The organism is Rouxiella badensis, from assembly GCF_026967515.2.
Classification (GTDB): domain Bacteria; phylum Pseudomonadota; class Gammaproteobacteria; order Enterobacterales; family Enterobacteriaceae; genus Rouxiella; species Rouxiella badensis.
Window position 1 is genome coordinate 1,982,854 of record NZ_CP114062.1, and the last position, 18,362, is coordinate 2,001,215.

An 18,362-nucleotide genomic window follows, 5' to 3' on the forward strand; every position below is an offset into this window, starting at 1 on the left:
CTATTACTGTTTCCCAGGATTGTCATTTCGTTCAGGATTTGACGGCTTCGGCAGGAAGATGCGCTTCAATCTTGCCAATCAGGTCACCGAGCGTGTAAATCGCCCGCTTTTCGCTGTCGTTAACCTTGATGTTCAGCTTCTTCTCAATCTCGTACCAGGACTCGAGCATCTCGACGGAATCCACGCCCAATTCCCCCCCAAGAAATGCCTCTAAATCCACGACGTCAGGGGTAAAACCGGTGTTCTTGATATCGTTAATTGTGTCGAGAACCACGCTCAGAATGTCTTTTTGATCCACTGTTTTTGTCTCCCAATCCACTCGATTACAGCGCGTCAAATTCGCGCGCAACTTCGGCAATAATCTCGACAGCCCTGTCTATCTCGTCACGGGTATGAGAAGACATGACGGAAATACGCAGGCGTTCTTTGTCGGGCGGCACCATCGGGTATTCCATGATGTTGGCAAAGACACCGCGTTCAAAAAGACGGCGATTGATGTTGCCCACCACGGAGATTTTTTCGAAGAAAACAGGAATGATCCCGGACTGCCCGCGAAGGATGTTGAAGCCTTTCGCTTCGAGCTGGTCCTGCATGTAGCGCACGTTGTCATGCAGACGCTCAATGCGCTCCGGCTCTTTTTCCATCACGTCCAGCGCAGCGGAAATCGCCGCGATCGTCGGCTGGGCCAGGCCGGAGGTAAACAGGTAAGGATAAGCAAAGTGGCGCAGCATAAAGATGTACTCGCTTTTGCCGGAAACGAAGGCACCCTGTGCGCCGAGCGATTTGCTACAGGTGGACATACGCAGGTCAACCTGACCCAGCAGATCCAGATGCTCAAGCGTTCCCTTGCCGGTTGGCCCCACGGTGCCCAGACCGTGCGCGTCATCGAGGATAGTGATAATGTCGTGCGCGCGGCAGATTTCGATGTAACGCCGGAGGTCGATGATCGATCCGTCGGTCGAGCGCACGCCTTCCACCGTCGAGAAAATCTGCGTGCCCGGCTTGGTGCGCTCACGAATCTTGTGCAGCATCTGGTCGAAATCCTCCAGACGTTCCGGGTCAAAGGTGTAGAACGGCACGCTGGTCATTTTGATGGCGTTGATTACGCTGGCATGACTGTTCTGGTCGTAGACGATGATATCGTTGCGATTCATCAGGCCATTGACCCAGCACAGGTTGGCCATGTATCCGCTCGGCAACAGCACGGCATCTTCATGGCCAGCTAACGCCGCCAGACGCTTTTCCAACTCTTTGTGCTGTCGGGTATAGCCCGAAAAAGCCGGTGAACCGCCGGTGCCAATACCGAATTTCTCTACCGCCTCGACCACCTTGTTTTTCACGTAAGGATGGTTGGCCAGTCCCAGATAGCTGTTTGAGCCAAACACCAGCACGTTGTTGAAGGTGTCGCTGTGCAAATCCTTGTAGTACATCTGCGCATCGACGGGTCCGTCGCCCTGACGTCCAAACATAAAGCCTTTCTCTAGCTCTTTCAGATAGGCGCTGTAGCGCAATTTCACGCGCTCTTTGAAAGGCTTACGTTCCAGTTCTATCAGCTCATGGAAATCCATTATAAAAACCCCCTTGGTTGTCTATTCTGTCACTGCGAGAGATTCCGACGGCGCGGAAGCAATAAAACCGTTAGCCCTGTACCAGGTGGCGCACTCCTCCACCATCTGACTCAGGGAAGCAGGCTGATAGCCCAGTTCACGTTCTGCTTTGGCGCTGCTGAAGTAATAGCTTCCTTTGAACACCCGCAGGCGATAGGCGTCTAACACCGGTTCGCCGGGGATCAGTCGCGGGAATTTTTCCTGCAGCCACGTTTTGAGATAGAAATACGAATACGGGGTCTGGGGGAGAGAGACCTGACACTGGGTGACCGCCTCAATCGTCTTGATGAGCTCGGTATAACGCACATTCACACCGGCGATGATGTAACGCTCGCCTGCGGTCCCTTGGGTCAATGCGCTGACGTGTGCTTCGGCGACGGCTGCTGCGCCACAGAAGCTGGCCCCGCCCGGAGGCATAAACGGCAACTGATTGTAGGTCACCGCCAGCACCATACGGCCCCACTGCATAGAGTAGTCGTAGGCGCCCAGCACTTCGGCAGGATTGAGAATGACGGCGGACAGACCGCGATCGCAGGCGCGATAGACGCACTCCTCGGCCTGTAATTTGCTTTTGGCATAGGGATTATTGACGCGAAAACCGCGCAACGGGGTTTCCTCGGTCGACTCGACCTGAGGATTGTTGCGCGCCCCTATCGTCGAGGTGGTGCTGGTGAACACCAGGCGAGCTATCCCGGTTTCCAGCGCTGCGTCAGTCACCCGGCGAGTCCCTTCGATATTTACCGCCTCGAGAAGCGGCCAGTCGCGGGGATTGCTGCTGGTATTGCCCGCCGTATGAATGACGGCGTCCTGCCCAGCCATTGCCGCGCGTAACGCCGCACTGTCGTGCAGCTCGCCGCGTACCAGAGTGACGCCGAAAGGCACCAGAAAACTCACGTTGGAGGACGCTCGAACATAGGCGGTCACCTGATGCTGTGCGGCGACTAATGCTTTTACCACGTTAAGGCCAACGAATCCGTTTGCGCCGGTGATCAATACTTTCATGACAGTTGCTCTTGCTGGTTAAGTTGTTCAAGCGTTTTCCAGAAGGCCTTGCGTCCTTCGCCTTTGCTGCGCATCGGGAGTGCGGCAGGATTTTTGTCCAGGTGAGTGGCTAAGCCCTCAAGCAGAGTGACCCACTGTTCGAGCAGTTGATTCAGATTATCTTCCGTGGTGTCTAACCCACGACAGTCAATACGCAGACTCAGGCTGTGCGCCTCGACGCTGACCAACAGCGCCAAATGCAAATCCGGCTGCACGGCAAAGAGCACGGCGACGGCATCGTTCACGTTGACAGTCGCGCTGTCGTCGAGGATGGCCACTGCGCTGTCAAACAGCGGCGCGTCATCAACCCAGTGCTCTATCTGCCCAAGGGTGGCGGCCGCATGCTCAAGATATTTCTCCAACTGCTGCTCAACGCTGCCGAGCCATGGCCCGACCTTGTGGCGTCCTACTACCTGAACGCGTGCAGGGATGACCCGCAGCGCTTCATTGTTGAAACCGCGGATCACGCCAAACTGAGAGAGCTTGACGCGCACGTGTCGGTTAGCGAGCAGCGCCCAGCCCGCGACCACCAGCGTTTCGAGAGTTACCTGTAGGCGTTGGGTACAGATTTGCAGCGCATCAACCGTGTCCTGGCTGATTTGTCTCTCGACGTTAATGAGAGGCTGCTCTGCGTCCTCGGCGTCCAACGCCTCTGCGCCACCCAACAGTGCCGGGGCAATCAGCGAACCCACATCATCTTCGGCGTGGAGTTGTTCAGCCCAGAAAGCGTGCAGCGCCTCGTCGTCAAGCGCGGAGGCCTGGCACTCGGCAATCGTGCTGGCAAACCACGCCTGCGGTACCGCTGGGAGTACGTTCTCTGCGGCACGTTTCATGGCCTCCAACTCACTGTTGCGGGCTTTACGGCGCGAGATATCGAGCGCCAGCGCGGCGTTGAGGTCACAAGGTTGATTGGCGAACGGATAGCCTGGGAAGGCCACGCGGCGGCGTGAGGCGTTGAGGTGCAGCAGGCTCCAGTCAACCTCGCAGCCACGGCACCACAGAGTGGCCACTCGGCCAAGCTGCTGGCTTTGCAGCAGCGCCGTGATGAAATGCTTACCGGCCTCACCGGCAACAAGCTGCGAGACTTCTTTAGCGTCGTGAACGTTGCCGCTGTGAATGTCTGCATCACCGTGCGTGGCCTCAGGATGCGCAATAAAACGCTCAAGCTTCGCCAGCAGGTCGGCGGCGTCGACGGCCACAATCGCCAGGCGATTTTCAAGCATGATGCGTCCAACCTGACTGGTATAGGCAAGGTCGGCGAGACGCAGCGTACTGCCCTGTCGCTCGACAAAGTCGTGCATCTCGGCGGCGTAGGCCAGCAGACGCTCGGCGCGCTGGGCAGACAACACCACTATTTGCGGCGCATTCTCGGCGGGCGTCGGACGAGGGCTTTGCATCAACACCTGCTCCGCAGACTCGACCACCACAAACGCCGTTGAGCCTCCCATACCGTAGGAGTTGATCCCGGCGATACGCGTGCCGCGACCGTTGGTGTCCCAAGCCCGCGCCTCGTGCGGGAACAGGAACGGTGAGGTCTGGTGCTCGAACGAAGCATTGACGTTTTTAAGGTTGACGCACGGCGACAGGCGGCCATGCTGCATGCTCAACAACACCTTGATTAATGAACAGATACCCGATGCTGCTTCCATATGCCCGAGGTTAGCCTTGGTCCCCAGTGCGCAGAATTGTTGCGCCTCGGTTTGGCGGCGCAGCGCGTTGGACAACGCCTTCAGCTCAATAGGGTCCCCCAACTCGGTCGCCGCACCATGGCTCTCGATATAGGTCAGCTCATTGACATCAATGCGCGATTCTTTCAACGCCCGCGCGGCGGTTTCTTCCATCACCGCCAGATTGGGCAGATATTGCCCCGCGCCGGTTCCCGCATGACCGATGCTTGAACCGCGCAGCACGCCATAGACGGTGTCACCGTCGGCCAGCGCCGCGCTCAGGCGTTTTAGCACCACAATTCCGCTGCCTTCACTCGGGATCAGGCCGCTGGCGCGCTCGTCAAAGGTGTGTTCTTTGCCATCGGAAGACAGCACTTTCATGTCCTGCAGCAGCATGTATTTGCTGGGGTGCAGGCTCAGGTTGATGCCACCGGCCAACGCCATATCGCACTCGCCGCCGAGAATGGCTTTGCGCGCGATATGTACGCTGGTCAGCGATGAAGCACAGGTGGTCGCTACGCTAAAACTCGGGCCATGCAGGTCCATCAGGAAAGAAATACGGTTGGCGAGCTCGCTGACCACCGAGCCTGCGCCCGGATAATTCCCGGTGCGGGCATAGTATTCGGACATCACCCAGGTGAAGTCTTCATTCATCGCGCCGACGTAGACGCCAACCTGCTGGGATTTGAGCGCCGACGGCGTATATCCTGCATCTTCCAGCGCGTGCCAGGCGGAACGCAGGAGCACGCGTACCTGGGGATCGAGGCGGCTTGCCTCCTCGCTGCTCATGCGGAACATGTCAGGATCGAAGACGTTTGCCTTGTTGAGGAACCCACCGCGATTGACGTAGCGTGGATTGCCGTTGTCGTCCTCGACAGCGGCCCAGCGCGCGGGCGGAATAGCGGTCAGATTCTCTTTGCCAGCCTGAAGCGTTGACCAGAAGTCGGTCAAATTGTCGACGCCGGGGAACTCGCCCGCCAGACCGATAATCGCCACGGCGTCGCTGTCTGCATCGGCGGGCGTTGAAGAAAGCGAGGCCGCACGAGCAAAAGGCGAACCCGAGACGTTAACTGTCGCAGCGGTGAGTGCGCGTTTGAATGCCGGTGCCGCTGTCGCACTAGCCGGACGGTGATTGACCGTGGCCACCGAAGGCGTCGACTGCGTGACACCGTAACGCTCGCACAGGTATCCGGCAAGCTTGGCGGTCGTGTTGTACTCGAACGGTGCCGTTTTCGACAGTCCCGGGTACTCCTTCTCAAGCAACGCACGCAGCTCCATCAGCATGATGGAGTCCATACCGAGTTGCTCAAAGGTGGCATCCACGGCGATATCAGACGCCGGGATTTTGGTGACGGTAGAGATATGTTGCCTCAGCGCGTTCTCGCTGTGCAGATAGGCGCTGTCATTGTTTTTTGTTGGCTCAACGCGAGCGGGCGCGCTGTTCACGGGCAACGATGGCGCAACGTCGACCACGTCGTTGAACGGGATGCGCAGCGCGCGGGCCACCTTATTACGGTCTCCCACCGCCACCAGCAATTCGGGGCGCTGTTCGAGCAGAGCGCGCTCCAGGGCAATAATCCCCGCCTCTTGCTGCAAGGCCGCCATGCCCGAGAACTCAAACAGCGAAGCGTCCTCTGCGGCAATATTCATTTGGCCGCTGGCCCACAGCGGCCAGTTAACGGAGAGGCTCTGACCGGACCGCCGCCCTTTGCTGACTTGTTGATTACGCCACAGCGCATGGCTATCCATAAAGCGATTGCCCGCCGCGTAAGCCCCTGAACCCAAATCTCCGAGCACCGCAGAAACGGAGGAGAAGTTGATAAATACCGCCAGTGGCTCCTGCGCCGTGGCGCGGTCAAGCGCCACCAGCCCGTCGATTTTAGGGCCAATCAGTGCATTGAACTCAGCCTCTTGCAGCTCGGTCATCGGCGTATCGCTGGCAACACCGGCGCAGTGCAGCACGCCGTTCAACGCACCAAATGCCGCTTTCGCCTCAGCCAGCAGGGACTCTGCCTGCCCGTACAGCGCGACGTCCGCCGCGACATACAACACCTCAGCGCCTTGCTCACGCATCGCGGCAATCTGCTGTTGAACCTCATGGTTTATCTGGGCTGAACGACCACTCAATACCACCCGGGCCTGATAACGAGACGCCAGATAGTGCGCCATCAGCAGCCCCAACTTGCCCGCACCTCCGGTAATTAAATAATGCCCGCCGCGTACCAGAGGCAGTGGTTCGACAGACCCCAAGCCCTCGGCTTTCGGCGGCACGATTTCGGTGAGCTGGCGCTGGTGGCGTTGACCCTGCCGGTAAGCCAGCTCAAGTCCAGGGAGCGAGGCCAGACGCTGTACAAATTCCTGATAGACTTGCGTCGCGAGCGCCGCCGCAGTATCGGCATCGCTGCGCAGCGTGAAGAGTTCAAACCGGTGATTGATGGTCAACAGCGAACGCGCATAGCCACTGATAGCATCATGCTGTGGCTCAACCTGAGAGGACTGTGCGCGATAGACGTTCACACAGCGCATCACCTGCCTCGGCTGCGCTTTTTCCAACGCCACAAACAGATGGCGTAACGACTGTAAACCAGCGTGCAGTATGGAAGGGATCCCAGACTCCACCAAATGGTCAAAATGCAGGTCAGCGCCCACCGCATGCACGATATGCGTCGGCCACGTTTGCTGGGACTTCAGCTGTGCGCACAGTGCCTCAAGGCTCGACGGAGACTGAGTATCGACGCTAAAACGACTGACGTCATGCTGCTCAAAGGCAGCGCCGTGGGTCACGGTAATCACACTGCCCCGCTCGCCGTAAAGCTCGCGCAGGGCGTCGGCCAGTTCGCTATCATCGGCCAGTACCAGAACCCGCGCCGCCTCAACGAGCGGCGTCGAAGCCGCTAACGGTGACGGCTGCCAGTCATAGCCATAATACTGTACGTCCTGCTGCGCCGGGCGTGGGGTTGCAGTCGTTTCCTTTTCAAGACGGCGTGCCGCAAACTCTTTCAGGCGTGCCAGCACCCGTCCGTCGGTATCAACCAGCGTGATGTCATGCTTTTGAACATGGCTGTCAGTAACCGTCGACTGCGTTCGGGTCACGTAGGCGTAGCACTCTCTGCCAAGCGGATGGCGGAATTCCAGTTCGCCAAGATAAAACGGCACAATCGGGGTCGCGTATTCAACCGGCGTCAGTCCCACGGCCAGGCAGGTGCGCAGTGCGCCGTCCAGCAGTGAAGGATGCAGATAAAACGCATCGGCCGATGACACGGAGTCAGGCAGGCGCAGATAACTCAGCGCGGCGTCTGCAAAACGATAGCGTTCGTGGGTCACCTGATAGCTTGGACCATAGGCGAAGCCCATTTTCGCAAACTCGGCATACAGGGCGGCGCGATCGTTTTCCAACAGCCCCCGGCTGCGCAGCGCGTCAAGATCGATCCATTCATCGGCAATCTCGACCTGTTGCGAGCGATACACCAACTCTGCCTCGACCGACAGCACGGCGGTGTTGAGGTTGTTTACCGCGACTTTGACGCTTTCACCGTCCAGATGAACCAAGTCGATAGCTATCTCAACCGGTTCGGCGTCCACCTCGACGGAGTTCATCCACATCAGGTGGCGAATAGCGGCGACTTTCCAATCGTTTTCAATGGCTAACTGCCCTGCCGCATGGATCATTTCAACATAGGCAGAGCCTGGCAGAATCATGCGCGCTTTATCGCTGCCAATCAGGTGGTCGCGCAGATAGGTTTCCTGACCGGTCAACTGCTTGCTGAATTTCTGCTGAGACAGCGTTGAGATATTCTCGTCAATCAACGGATGCAGCGAGTTAACGCGGCCCTGCAAAGCCTGTTCGGAAGGCTGCGCCAGCCAATGACGCCGCGTCATCAGCGGCAGAGGGGGGAAAGAAACCCGACGCACGCTTCCCGCAGTTTCCGGGTTATCACAGAGCGGTCTGGCGAACTGCTGCCAATTGACATCCAGCGTGGTGGTCCACAAACGCCCCAAACGCACCAGTTGGCGTTGCTGCACCAGCCCGGACACCAGTTCATTGAGCTGCGTGCCATCGAGAATAGTATCCAGACGATCTTGACTGCCCGCGATGCGCCCACGGAAAAGCTGTTGCGCGCTTCCCTCGTCGCGGTATTGCTCAAGCTTGCCGAGCAGATCGCCCAGACTGCTTGCCACCACCGCAAGACGTTCGGTCATCGCCTCACGGCCGATTAACGAGGAGAACGCCAGAGAGGCCAGACTCGGTGCCGTCTCAGGGGTATTCACCGCCTTGTCGAGGAAGACAATCATATGTTCCACGTAGCGCGACAAACGCGTTTCGCTGTCCGCCGAGAGAACCCACAGGTAGGATTCGCCGGTAGGTAACGCGTTTGCGGATAACGTCGGCGCTTCTTCTATTAAGACCGAGGCGTTCGAACCTCCCGCGCCAAAGGCACTCAGGCCCGCACGACGGGGAGTACCCGGTGCAGAGGCCCAGTCTTCAAGCGATTGCACCACGCGGAAGGTTGAGGTCTCAAAGTTGATTCGGCTGTTTAGCGTCTGTGAATGCAGTGACGGCACAAACTGGCGATGGCGCATTTGCAGCAGAATCTTGGTCAGTCCGGCAATGCCTGCCGCAGACTCAAGATGGCCGATGTTGCTTTTCACCGACCCGATGCGGCAGTGACCCGGCGTCGGAAAGCCCTGAATACCCTTTTCGGTGTTGATGCGTGCGAAGGCTTTGGACAGGCCGGAAATCTCGATAGGATCGCCAAGCATGGTGCCGGTGCCGTGCGCCTCGATGTAATCGACCGAGGCAGGCTCCCAGCCCGCGCGCTCGAAGGCGTTGCTGATAACGTTGCTCTGCGCCGCTTGATTCGGCACCGTAAAGCCGCTGGTTTTGCCGCCGTGATTAATCGCGGTCGCCTTGATAACGCCATAGATTTGGTCACCGTCAGCGAGGGCTTGTTGCAGGGGTTTAAGCAGCACCGCGCCCATTCCCTCGCCCGGCACATAGCCGTCGCCGCCTTCACCAAAGGCGCGGCAGCGACCGTCGCTCGACAGGAACTGGCTCTGCCCGAGTTGATAGTATTTCATCGGGTGCACAATAAGATTGACGCCACCGGCGATAGCCATCTTGCAGTCGCCGCTCTGAATAGCCTGACAGGCCATGTGCAGTGCGGTGAGTGACGACGAACACATGGTGTCGAGCGCAACGCTCGGGCCATTCAGATTGAAATAGAATGACACCCGGTTCGCCACCGAGGAGTGCAACGACATTGGGAAGCCGGTTTGATACTGCTCGGCGGTGGTTTCAATAAACTGATACTGACCCCACATCACACCGACATACACCCCGACCCGCGACTGGCTCAGCGAGTGGCGCGAATAGCTCGCGTCAGACACGCACTCCCAGGCGGTCTGTAAAAACAGGCGTTCCTGAGGGTCGAGCAGCTCCGCTTCGCGCGGGGAAATATTAAAATACTGGCTGTCGAACTGCTCGATATCATCGATAAAACCGCCCCACTTGCTGTAAACCTTGTCTTTAGGCCCACGCTGCGGGGAATAATGTTTGCGGTAGTCCCAGCGGGACAGCGGGATTTCGGTGACGCTGTCTACGCCCGCGGTCAGATTGGCCCAAAACTCTTCAACGTTTTTGGCACCAGGATAACGGCCGCTTAGCCCGATAACGGCGATATCCTGCTGCGTATTTTCCGCATTCGACGCCCCCAGGGGACGGCGCTGACCGGCATCGAGACGTGACCCGTTAAGCAGGCTCGCCAACGTTGGCTGCACCGGCGGCTGTGGGTACTGCGCCATCACCGCAGGTGCCTGCGTTGCCTGAAGGGCCATGGCCCACTCGACCAGGGTGTTATAAAGGAAGACCGAACGGGCATTGACGCCATTGAAACGGGCGTCCAGCTCGTGCTGCAAACGCATCTGGCTGACGGTATCCAGCGGCCATTGATGCAGCGGCATCAGCGCAGAGCAGTTTGCCGCTGCCGCACCGATGGCGGTTACCAGACTGTCGAACAGCCTATCGCTGATTGCCGACACCTCTTGCGCATCCGCCATATTGGTAGCAGCTTGGCCGCTATCTGGCAGCAACGGTGGCGTTGCAATCACCTCAACCGTCGCTGGCTGCAAGGCTGCGGCCTGCCGCGGATAGCTCTCGCAGAGGAAATCTGCCAACGAGTCGATATCCTGATATTCGTAGAACAGGGTTTGCGACACCTCGCCAAAAGTGGCTGCCAGCTTCTCGTTGAGGGCTAAAATCATCATTGAGTCGAGGCCGTAATTCGCCAGTTCGGTGGCCGGTTGTACCTCGTCCTCGTCGAGTCGGGTCACCGCAATCACGCCAGCAATCAAGTAATCCAGCACGCCGTCACGCACCGAACGGCTGACTGGGGCATTAACGTTGCTCGGCAGCGAGGCTGTCTCCGTTAAAGGCGCGTCATATTGCGGGTGTTGTTCAAGCAAATAATCGGCCAGCGATGCGAGGTCTTGATACTCGTAGAACAGCGTCTGAGAGAGGTTTTCAAAGGCGCTCGACAACCGCTCGTTTAGGGCCAGGATCATCATCGAATCAAGACCATATTCCGCGAGCGGCGCGGTAGCGCTGACGTCGCCCGCGTCCAGCCTGGTGACATCAATAACGTGGCTAATCAGCGTGTTAATCAACGCCTCGCGTGAAGATATTGCGAGAGGCTGGGCAGAGACCGGGCTGGCGGTAAACTGAGCCGCAGGTTTGGCACTCTGCGCCATGGCGCTCACTTTCATGCCTAACTGAGGCACCGCCTGAGTTTGTAGCCGGGTGATGCTGACCACCACGTCACCGACGCTGTCCAGCAGACAGATATCGTAGCTCGCGGTCATCGCCGCCGCGCCAGGCTCGACGTTACGACGGGCATAGGCGTAGCGGATACCCGCCACCGGTTTGCAAACCTGCAAGCCCGCCAACGCGACCGGGACTTCGAGCGTTTTCACGCCAGCGTAAAGACCACCGATGCCGAGCGCGGTGCGGAATGCGCCGTCGAGCAGTGACGGAGGCAGAATAAAGGGCTGAACCAGCGGAGTGTTTTGCAGATAGTCAGGGAATTTCAACTCCGAGAGTGCCTCATCGGCCTGCGTATACAAGCGTTCAATCACCTGAAACGCCGGACCGAAGCTAAAGCCACGCTGTTTAAAAGCCGCCTCAATATCGTCACGCTCGTAAAGCTGACCGCGCGTGAGCAGGCGTTGCAGTTCGACCGGTTTTGGTGATGGCGCGGTCTCTTCACACAGGCGACCGCTGCCGAAGACATGACGCTTCTCACCCTCGTGGCGGTAGATGTCAAAATCGAGACCGCCCTGCGACGGAGTCAGCGCAATCTCAATCTCCAGCGCGTCGCCGCTCACCAGAATAGGCTGACGCCATGTCAGGTCATGGACTCGCGACAGCACAGGTTTAGCACCGGCCTGCGGCAGCGCATTCCCCAGCAGGGCAAGCTCGCTGGCGCTCAATGCCATCTCGATAAAGGCCGCAGCGGGCAGAATTCGATTATCGCCAAGACGGTGATCGTTCAATAAAAACTCGCTGGCGCGTAATGATTTGCGAAACGCCTGCGAGGCCAGCGTGGAGACATTGCTGTCGATCAGCGGGTGCAGCGCGGCGGCACCCGGCAAAAACGAATCAGTACGTTCGGCGGGCAAGGTCGGTGCCCAGCAGTCCTGACGCTGAAACGCATAGCCCGGCAATGAAACGCGGCGGCGCAGCTGTGCCGCATGCAGCTGAGCCCAGTCAACCCCGTGTCCATTGGCCCAGGCTTCGCCCAGCGCGCCGAGGCGGCCGAGCGTGATCCATTCGGCCAGCGGAGGCGTGTCCGTCGCCTGACGGGCATTGTCGCGATGGCCGGTCATGATTCCGGAAAGCTGCTGTCTGGCATAAGCCCGCAGCAGGTTAACGGCATCGGCGGCAACTTCCGCGACCAAGGCCACGCGGTATTCGTGCGCCACGCGCCCGACCTGTAGGGTGTAAGCAATGTCCTGCAACGAGAGGTCGGCGTGCTGTGCCATAAAGTCTGCCAGCTGTTCGGCCATGGTACGCAGCGCCGTTTCACGACGGGCAGAAAGCACGATTAACGCAGGTTTTCCCTCGTCGGCAGGGTCGGCCTTCGGCTCAATGTACTCCTCGACTATCAGGTGCGCGTTGCTCCCGCCCGCGCCGAACGAACTGATGCCCGCGATGCGAGGAATTTCTTTGGTCACCGTCGAGCCGCTGGACTCGGTCACGGCAAGAACCGGACGCGGCCACGGCTCCAGCGATTGCTGAATGCGGAACGGTCCGCTCTGGAAGTCAATAAACGGGTTCACGGCCTTCGACTGGATGGACGGCACCAGCGTTTGGTGTTTCATTTGCAGCAGCACTTTGGTCAGGGCCGACATGCCCGCCGCTGCCTCCAGATGACCGATATTGGCTTTCACCGAGCCGATGGCACAGTATTTGGTGCTGTCACCGGCAATCGAGAAAGCTTTGTTTAAGCCGCTGATTTCGATCGGGTCGCCGAGTTTGGTGCCGGTCCCGTGCGCCTCAACGTAGCTAATGTGACGCGGATTAACCTTGGCGGTGGTCAGCGCATCCACAATGAGGTCAGCCTGACGCTTGGCGTTGGGCACGGTAAAGCCTGACGTTTTTCCGCCGTGGTTGACCGAGGTGCCGCGAATAATGCCATAGATATGGTCACCGTCCCTTCGCGCCTGTGAAAGCGGCTTCAGCACCACGGCACCCACGCCCTCTCCCGGTACGTAGCCGGTTCCGCCCTCGCCAAAGCTGCGGCAGCGACCGTCCGAGGAGAGGAAGTGCATATTCGATAACAGGTGGTATTTGTAAGGATGCAGCGACAGATTGACGCCACCGGCGATAGCGACCGGCACATCGCCGCTACGAATGGCGTTACAGGCAACGTGAATCGCCGTCAGGGACGATGAACAGGCGGTGTCCAGTGCCATGCTCGGGCCTGAGAAGTTAAAGAAATGCGAAACGCGGTTGGCGACCGACCAATAGGATGAATGGGAGGTTGTCCATTGGTCCTCAGGGCTGGCGTGGGCGTGGAGCTGATAGTCTCCCCACATCATGCCAACATACACGCCGACGCGATTTTCACGTCCGGCCGTTGAGGGGGTCAATTTGTCTGCCGTGTAGCCAGCGTCTTCAATCGCGTGAGTGACCGTCTCGAGGAACAGCCACTCGTTGGGATCCATGATTTCCGTCTCTTTCGGCGAAATATTGAAATAACGCGGATCGAAACGTTCAACGCCGGAAAGGAATCCTCCCCAGCGGCTGTAGCTTTTCCCAGGCGTTGCGGCCCCTTCTTTATACCAACGCGCGTTCCAGCGCTCGGCAGGCACCTCGATGACGCAGTCACGCCCTTGCGCCAAATTATTCCAGAACTGTTCAAGGCTATCGGCTTCAGGATAACGTCCGGCGATACCAACAATCGCGATATCGTCATCGTTATTCTGCACACCCGACTGGCCGGGAGAAACTTCGCGCACGAAATCAACGGCAGGCGTTGCGGCACGCTGAGCCGGTACAACCCGAGAAGACGCTAAAGGTGCGCCCACCAGCCCGCGACAAACCTCATCATAGTTTTCCAGCAGGAAGCGGCTCAGTTCCTCCATGGTCTGATGTTCGAAGAACAACGTCATCGGCAAGCTGCTGCCGAACGTCTTCTTCAGCTCGTTGACCAGCTCAATCACCACCACCGAATCGAAGCCGTAATCACGGAAGAAACCATGGCGTTCAAAATGCGCCGGGATCTGTAACTTTCTGGCGAACAGCTCGGACAAATAGCGAATCACAATGTCCTGCTGCGACTGGCCGCTGTCTGAGCGCACAGCCTCTTCTGGCGGGGTAATATCGACAACGCCCAGAACCTCGTTGATGCGGGCGGCCTCTCCCGGCATCACCACCATCTGTGACGCCCCGCTTTGCAACGCATAGTTAAAGACGGCAATACCGTCGTCGGTCAGCAGGGGGACAATCCCGAATTGGTTCTTGAGGAAGCCTTCTTCTTTGTCGGTAAGACGCATGCCGCCGTCTTTCCAGTACGGCCAGTTTAGCGAAAGCGCCTTGCCGCTACGCTCGCCGCGCTGCTGTCGCGCGTTACGCTCGCGGGAGAAATCATCTTCGAACGCATTGCCAAAGGCATAATCGCACTGCCCCATATTACCCAGTACGCCGGTAACCGAGGAGAACAGCACGAAGAAGTCAAGCGGCAGGTCGCGCGTCGCCTGATCCAGCAACCAAGTCCCGAGGGTCTTCGGGGTGACGACCCGCTCAAAGGCCTCGCGGCTCTTGCGCAGAATAAAGTTATCTTCGATGACGCCAGCGGAATGGATAATCCCGTTCAGGCGATGGCCAGCTGCACGAATAGTTTCTAACAACGCCTGCACGCTGGCGGCATCGCCAATGTCACACGCGACATACAGCGCCTTACCGCCCAGTTCACTTAGCGCATCAAGCTGCTGCTGACGAGATTCATCCAGTGCAGAACGACCGCTCAGGTAAACCGTTGCGCCGTAGGTTGAACAGAGGAAGCGGGCAAAAATTAGCCCCAACGCCCCCATTCCGCCGGTGATGAGGTAAATACCCTGCGGACGCAAAGCCGCAGGCGCTGAGCCTGAAAGGTTGAGCCCGGCGGCGTTCGCAGCCGCCACAAATCGGCGCACCTGACGCGTTCCCTTGACATAGCGCACGTCGGCATCTTTCGAGACATCGGCGAATTCACGGTAGATAAGCGCCGGCAGCGGGTGAAGATTGAAGTCATTGTCGCAGTGAACCACGCGGCCGATATAATCGGGCTTTTCGACGCGCAGGGTACGGTAAAAACCGCTGATGGCAGCGACGTCTGGCAGGCTCGCGTCGGCCTGGTGGAAATGCACAAAATTCACTTTCTTGACCTTGCGCATCAGCGCCTGGGTCAGGGCAAAGAGGCTGTAAGGACCGGTACTGAGGCGAAGCGCGAAATCGTCATTGGCCAGCTCCGCACTCACCCAAAGCACCTGCCTGAAGGTGGCACCCTGTGCCAGCAGTGCGTCCACGGCGGCAACGAAATCGTCGCTGTTGCCCGGACGAACGCGCGCAGTTTGTGGGTCAGCGTTGATCTGGGGCGCGGCGGCAAACAGGATCCGCTGGATGCGCGTCGCCGCCTGCGACTGCGCGATAAGCCTGGCAAACCGCTCAACGTCCTGCTCGCTGCCTACCAGCACAATTTGCTCGACGGATGCATCGGCCTCTGGCAGCGCTTTTTCAACCCAGTGAGGCTGATAAAGGTGGGCTCCCTGCGGGGGAACGTTTGACCGCTGCACGGTTTTCGTCGGTTCTTTAGCGGCCAGACCGTCATTGAGCACGCGCAGGCATAAACCTTTGAATATCAAAGCGGTATTTTCAGGGTTGTGGGCTTCTGTCAGGTGAATATCCACTTTGATCACCTCGTCACGCAGCGTCGTCTCGCCTGCCAGCGTAACGGTCGCCGTCATCGCTGCGCTGCAAGGCTGCAACAACGCCAGTGCTTCCAGTGAGAAAGGAATGACTAAAGGCCCCTGCTCAGTCGCCTGTTGCCCGCTGCGCAGCTTTTCACTCACCCAAACCACGGCGGCCTGCACGGCACCGTCTGCCATCGAAGGATGAATGATAAAGTCGGCAGGCTGTGCGGCAGGCAGCGTCAAATTGGCGACGCCGGCATGCTCATCAAACGTCAGATGGCTTATCGACCTCATGCCTGCGCCATAGCACATCTGCAAACTTTCGAGCCGCTGATAGCAAGCCGTTTCATCAAGCGTGCGGGCGTCGTCAGCCATCGTCGCCACCGGCACTGCGGGCCTCGCCTCTGAGGAAAGACCCACCGTGCCGTGGCAGTAAATTTTGTCATCGCTGCCGAGGAGCTGGAATAACCGCTGCTCCTCCGACGGGTGTGGGTCGAGCTGGATAATGATATCCGCCGCCTTACCCTGACAGGTAAAGGGTCGCAACCAGGTCACCTGAGAGAAGGTTAATGCGCTGGCATCGGCGAGAGTCAGCGCATCGGCGAAGGCCGCGCGAACCCATTCCAGAGACATCACGCCCGGCAGTATCGCCTGACCGTCAATCTGGTGATCGGCAATAAAAAATTCATCGCTTTGCAGCACGGTCTTATAACGCGAACTGCCGACGTTTACGACCCGCTGCGGCTGGGCACGCAGTGCAGGTTGAGGACTGGCTGCATTATCCCTCGGGGTTATCCAGAAAGGTGCGTGAACAAACGGATAGGTCGGCAGCGCAACACACTGCGGGTCAGCACCCTTGAATAGCGGCGACCAATCCAACGTCGCGCCACGGGCATAGCATTCACTCATCTTGAGCAACAGCGGGGTTACCGCAGAGGCGTCCGCGGTACTGATAGCCTCAAACAGAACGGCAGCTTCGGCTGCGGCTTTTTGTGCCTGATCCGCCGCCGCAGGGTGTTCCAGACTTAGCGGCCCCTCGGCGACGGATTTTCCCAACTCACTGATAATATGATGAATATCTCGACCCACGCAGCCATAACGATAAGCAAAATGTTCGCGACGGGTTAACAGTGTCGCGCTCACATCACCGAGCGAGGCTTTAGGATTTTCGCGCAGCCATTGGATCAAATCTTTTTGACGCTGTAACAGCGCCGCCGGGCTTTTGGCAGAAAGCGCAATAAAATACCCGTTGCGCGAGGCAGATTTGCCCTTTGCTGGCCTGCGGCGCACAGGTTCTGGCGCTTCCTCCAACACAACGTGAGCGTTGGTTCCGCCAAAGCCAAATGAGCTTACGCCTGCGCGGCGCGGCGTAGCGGCGTCGATGCGTTGCCAGTCTTTTTCTTGTTCAACGAAATAGAACGGCGTTGAAGCGGCATCGATACGCGGATTTAGGGTGGTAAAATTTCTCAGCGGGGGCAGCTTGCGGTGCTTAAAGGCCTGCAAAATCTTAATAACGCCCGCGACACCGGCCGCCGCTTCGAGGTGACCAATGTTGCTTTTGACCGAGGTTAAGCCGCAAAAAGCGTCATCCAACGTCACGCCCTGCTGCTGCGCCAGTGCGTTAAATGCCTGGGTAAGACCTTCAAATTCAATCGGATCGCCCTTAGGTGTGCCTGTCCCATGCGCTTCAACCAGACCAATGGAGTTGACCGGTACGCCGGCTTGCGTATTGGCGGCCACAATAACTTCGGCCTGCGCGTCGGCGCTGGGATACGTTAACGTATACGACGTTCCGCAGTGGTTGATTGCACTGCCTTTCACCACGCCGTGAATGACATCGCCGTCGGCCAAGGCCTTTTCCAGTGGCTTCAATAATAAAACGCCGGCCCCTTCCCCACGGACATAACCATCGGCGTTGCTATCAAACGAGTGGCAGGCACCGGTAGGCGATAACATGCCCATTTTGGCAAAAGACTGATGCCGGGTTGAGGTCAAAATGAGATTAACCCCACCGCTAATGGCCATTTCACAGTCGCCTTGGTTTATTGCCTGAATAGCCGCGTGCATCGCATTTAGCGAACTTGAACAGGCGGTATCAATAGCAATGCTAGGACCATGAAAATCAAAGAAATGTGAAATACGGTTGGCAATTATGGAGGTCGCAGTTCCTGTCGAATGATGCGCCTCGACTGGATTATTAGCATTTTCCTGGAGTTCTTTATAATCGTTATTGAACACACCAATAATAACGCCGACTTTATTGCCGCGCAGGGTCGACGGCATTATCCCGGCATCTTCCAAACAGGACCACGTAAGTTCCAGCATAATCCTCTGCTGCGGATCCATTGTTTCAGCGACTTTGGGAATAATGCCAAAAAATTGGTTATCAAAACCGTCCACGGTATTAACCAAGGCCGCCCATCGATTTTCACTGGCATCAGGCCACTGTAATGACTCTCGACTCAGCGATGCCGTTTCTTTATCAACGGCGGCAACTTTAGTGACCGAATTACGGTGATTAACGATATTGCCCCAAAATTCGATGTAATTTTTGGCATCAGGGAACTGACAGGAAACGCCGATAATTGCAATATCCATA

The 18,362-nt window shown here is 58.0% G+C and carries 4 protein-coding genes; all 4 read right to left on the reverse strand.

The genetic code is table 11. The annotated features are described in order from the left end of the window. Positions 1 to 31: 31 nt before the first annotated feature. From O1V65_RS09210 to O1V65_RS09225, 4 genes are read right to left on the reverse strand one after another with little or no spacing between them, the layout of a single operon-like run. Positions 32 to 298 carry an acyl carrier protein gene (locus tag O1V65_RS09210; RefSeq protein WP_017494070.1) on the reverse strand — a complete coding sequence of 89 codons (267 nt, stop codon included), beginning with the start codon at positions 296 to 298 and terminating at the stop codon, positions 32 to 34. A gap of 25 nt (positions 299 to 323) precedes the next feature. Further along, complete coding sequence (locus O1V65_RS09215) at positions 324 to 1,568, reverse strand: aminotransferase class I/II-fold pyridoxal phosphate-dependent enzyme (protein ID WP_084913150.1); 1,245 nt, start codon at positions 1,566 to 1,568, stop codon at positions 324 to 326. Between the two features lie 21 nt (positions 1,569 to 1,589). Next, positions 1,590 to 2,609: an NAD-dependent epimerase/dehydratase family protein gene (locus tag O1V65_RS09220; protein WP_017494073.1), complete on the reverse strand. Its 1,020-nt coding sequence runs from the start codon at positions 2,607 to 2,609 to the stop codon at positions 1,590 to 1,592. Continuing rightward, positions 2,606 to 18,361 (reverse strand): SDR family NAD(P)-dependent oxidoreductase, encoded by a 15,756-nt coding sequence (locus tag O1V65_RS09225; protein WP_269130444.1) that lies wholly within the window; start codon positions 18,359 to 18,361, stop codon positions 2,606 to 2,608. Before O1V65_RS09225 ends, O1V65_RS09220 begins: the two co-directional genes overlap by 4 nt. Position 18,362: the final 1 nt, after the last annotated feature.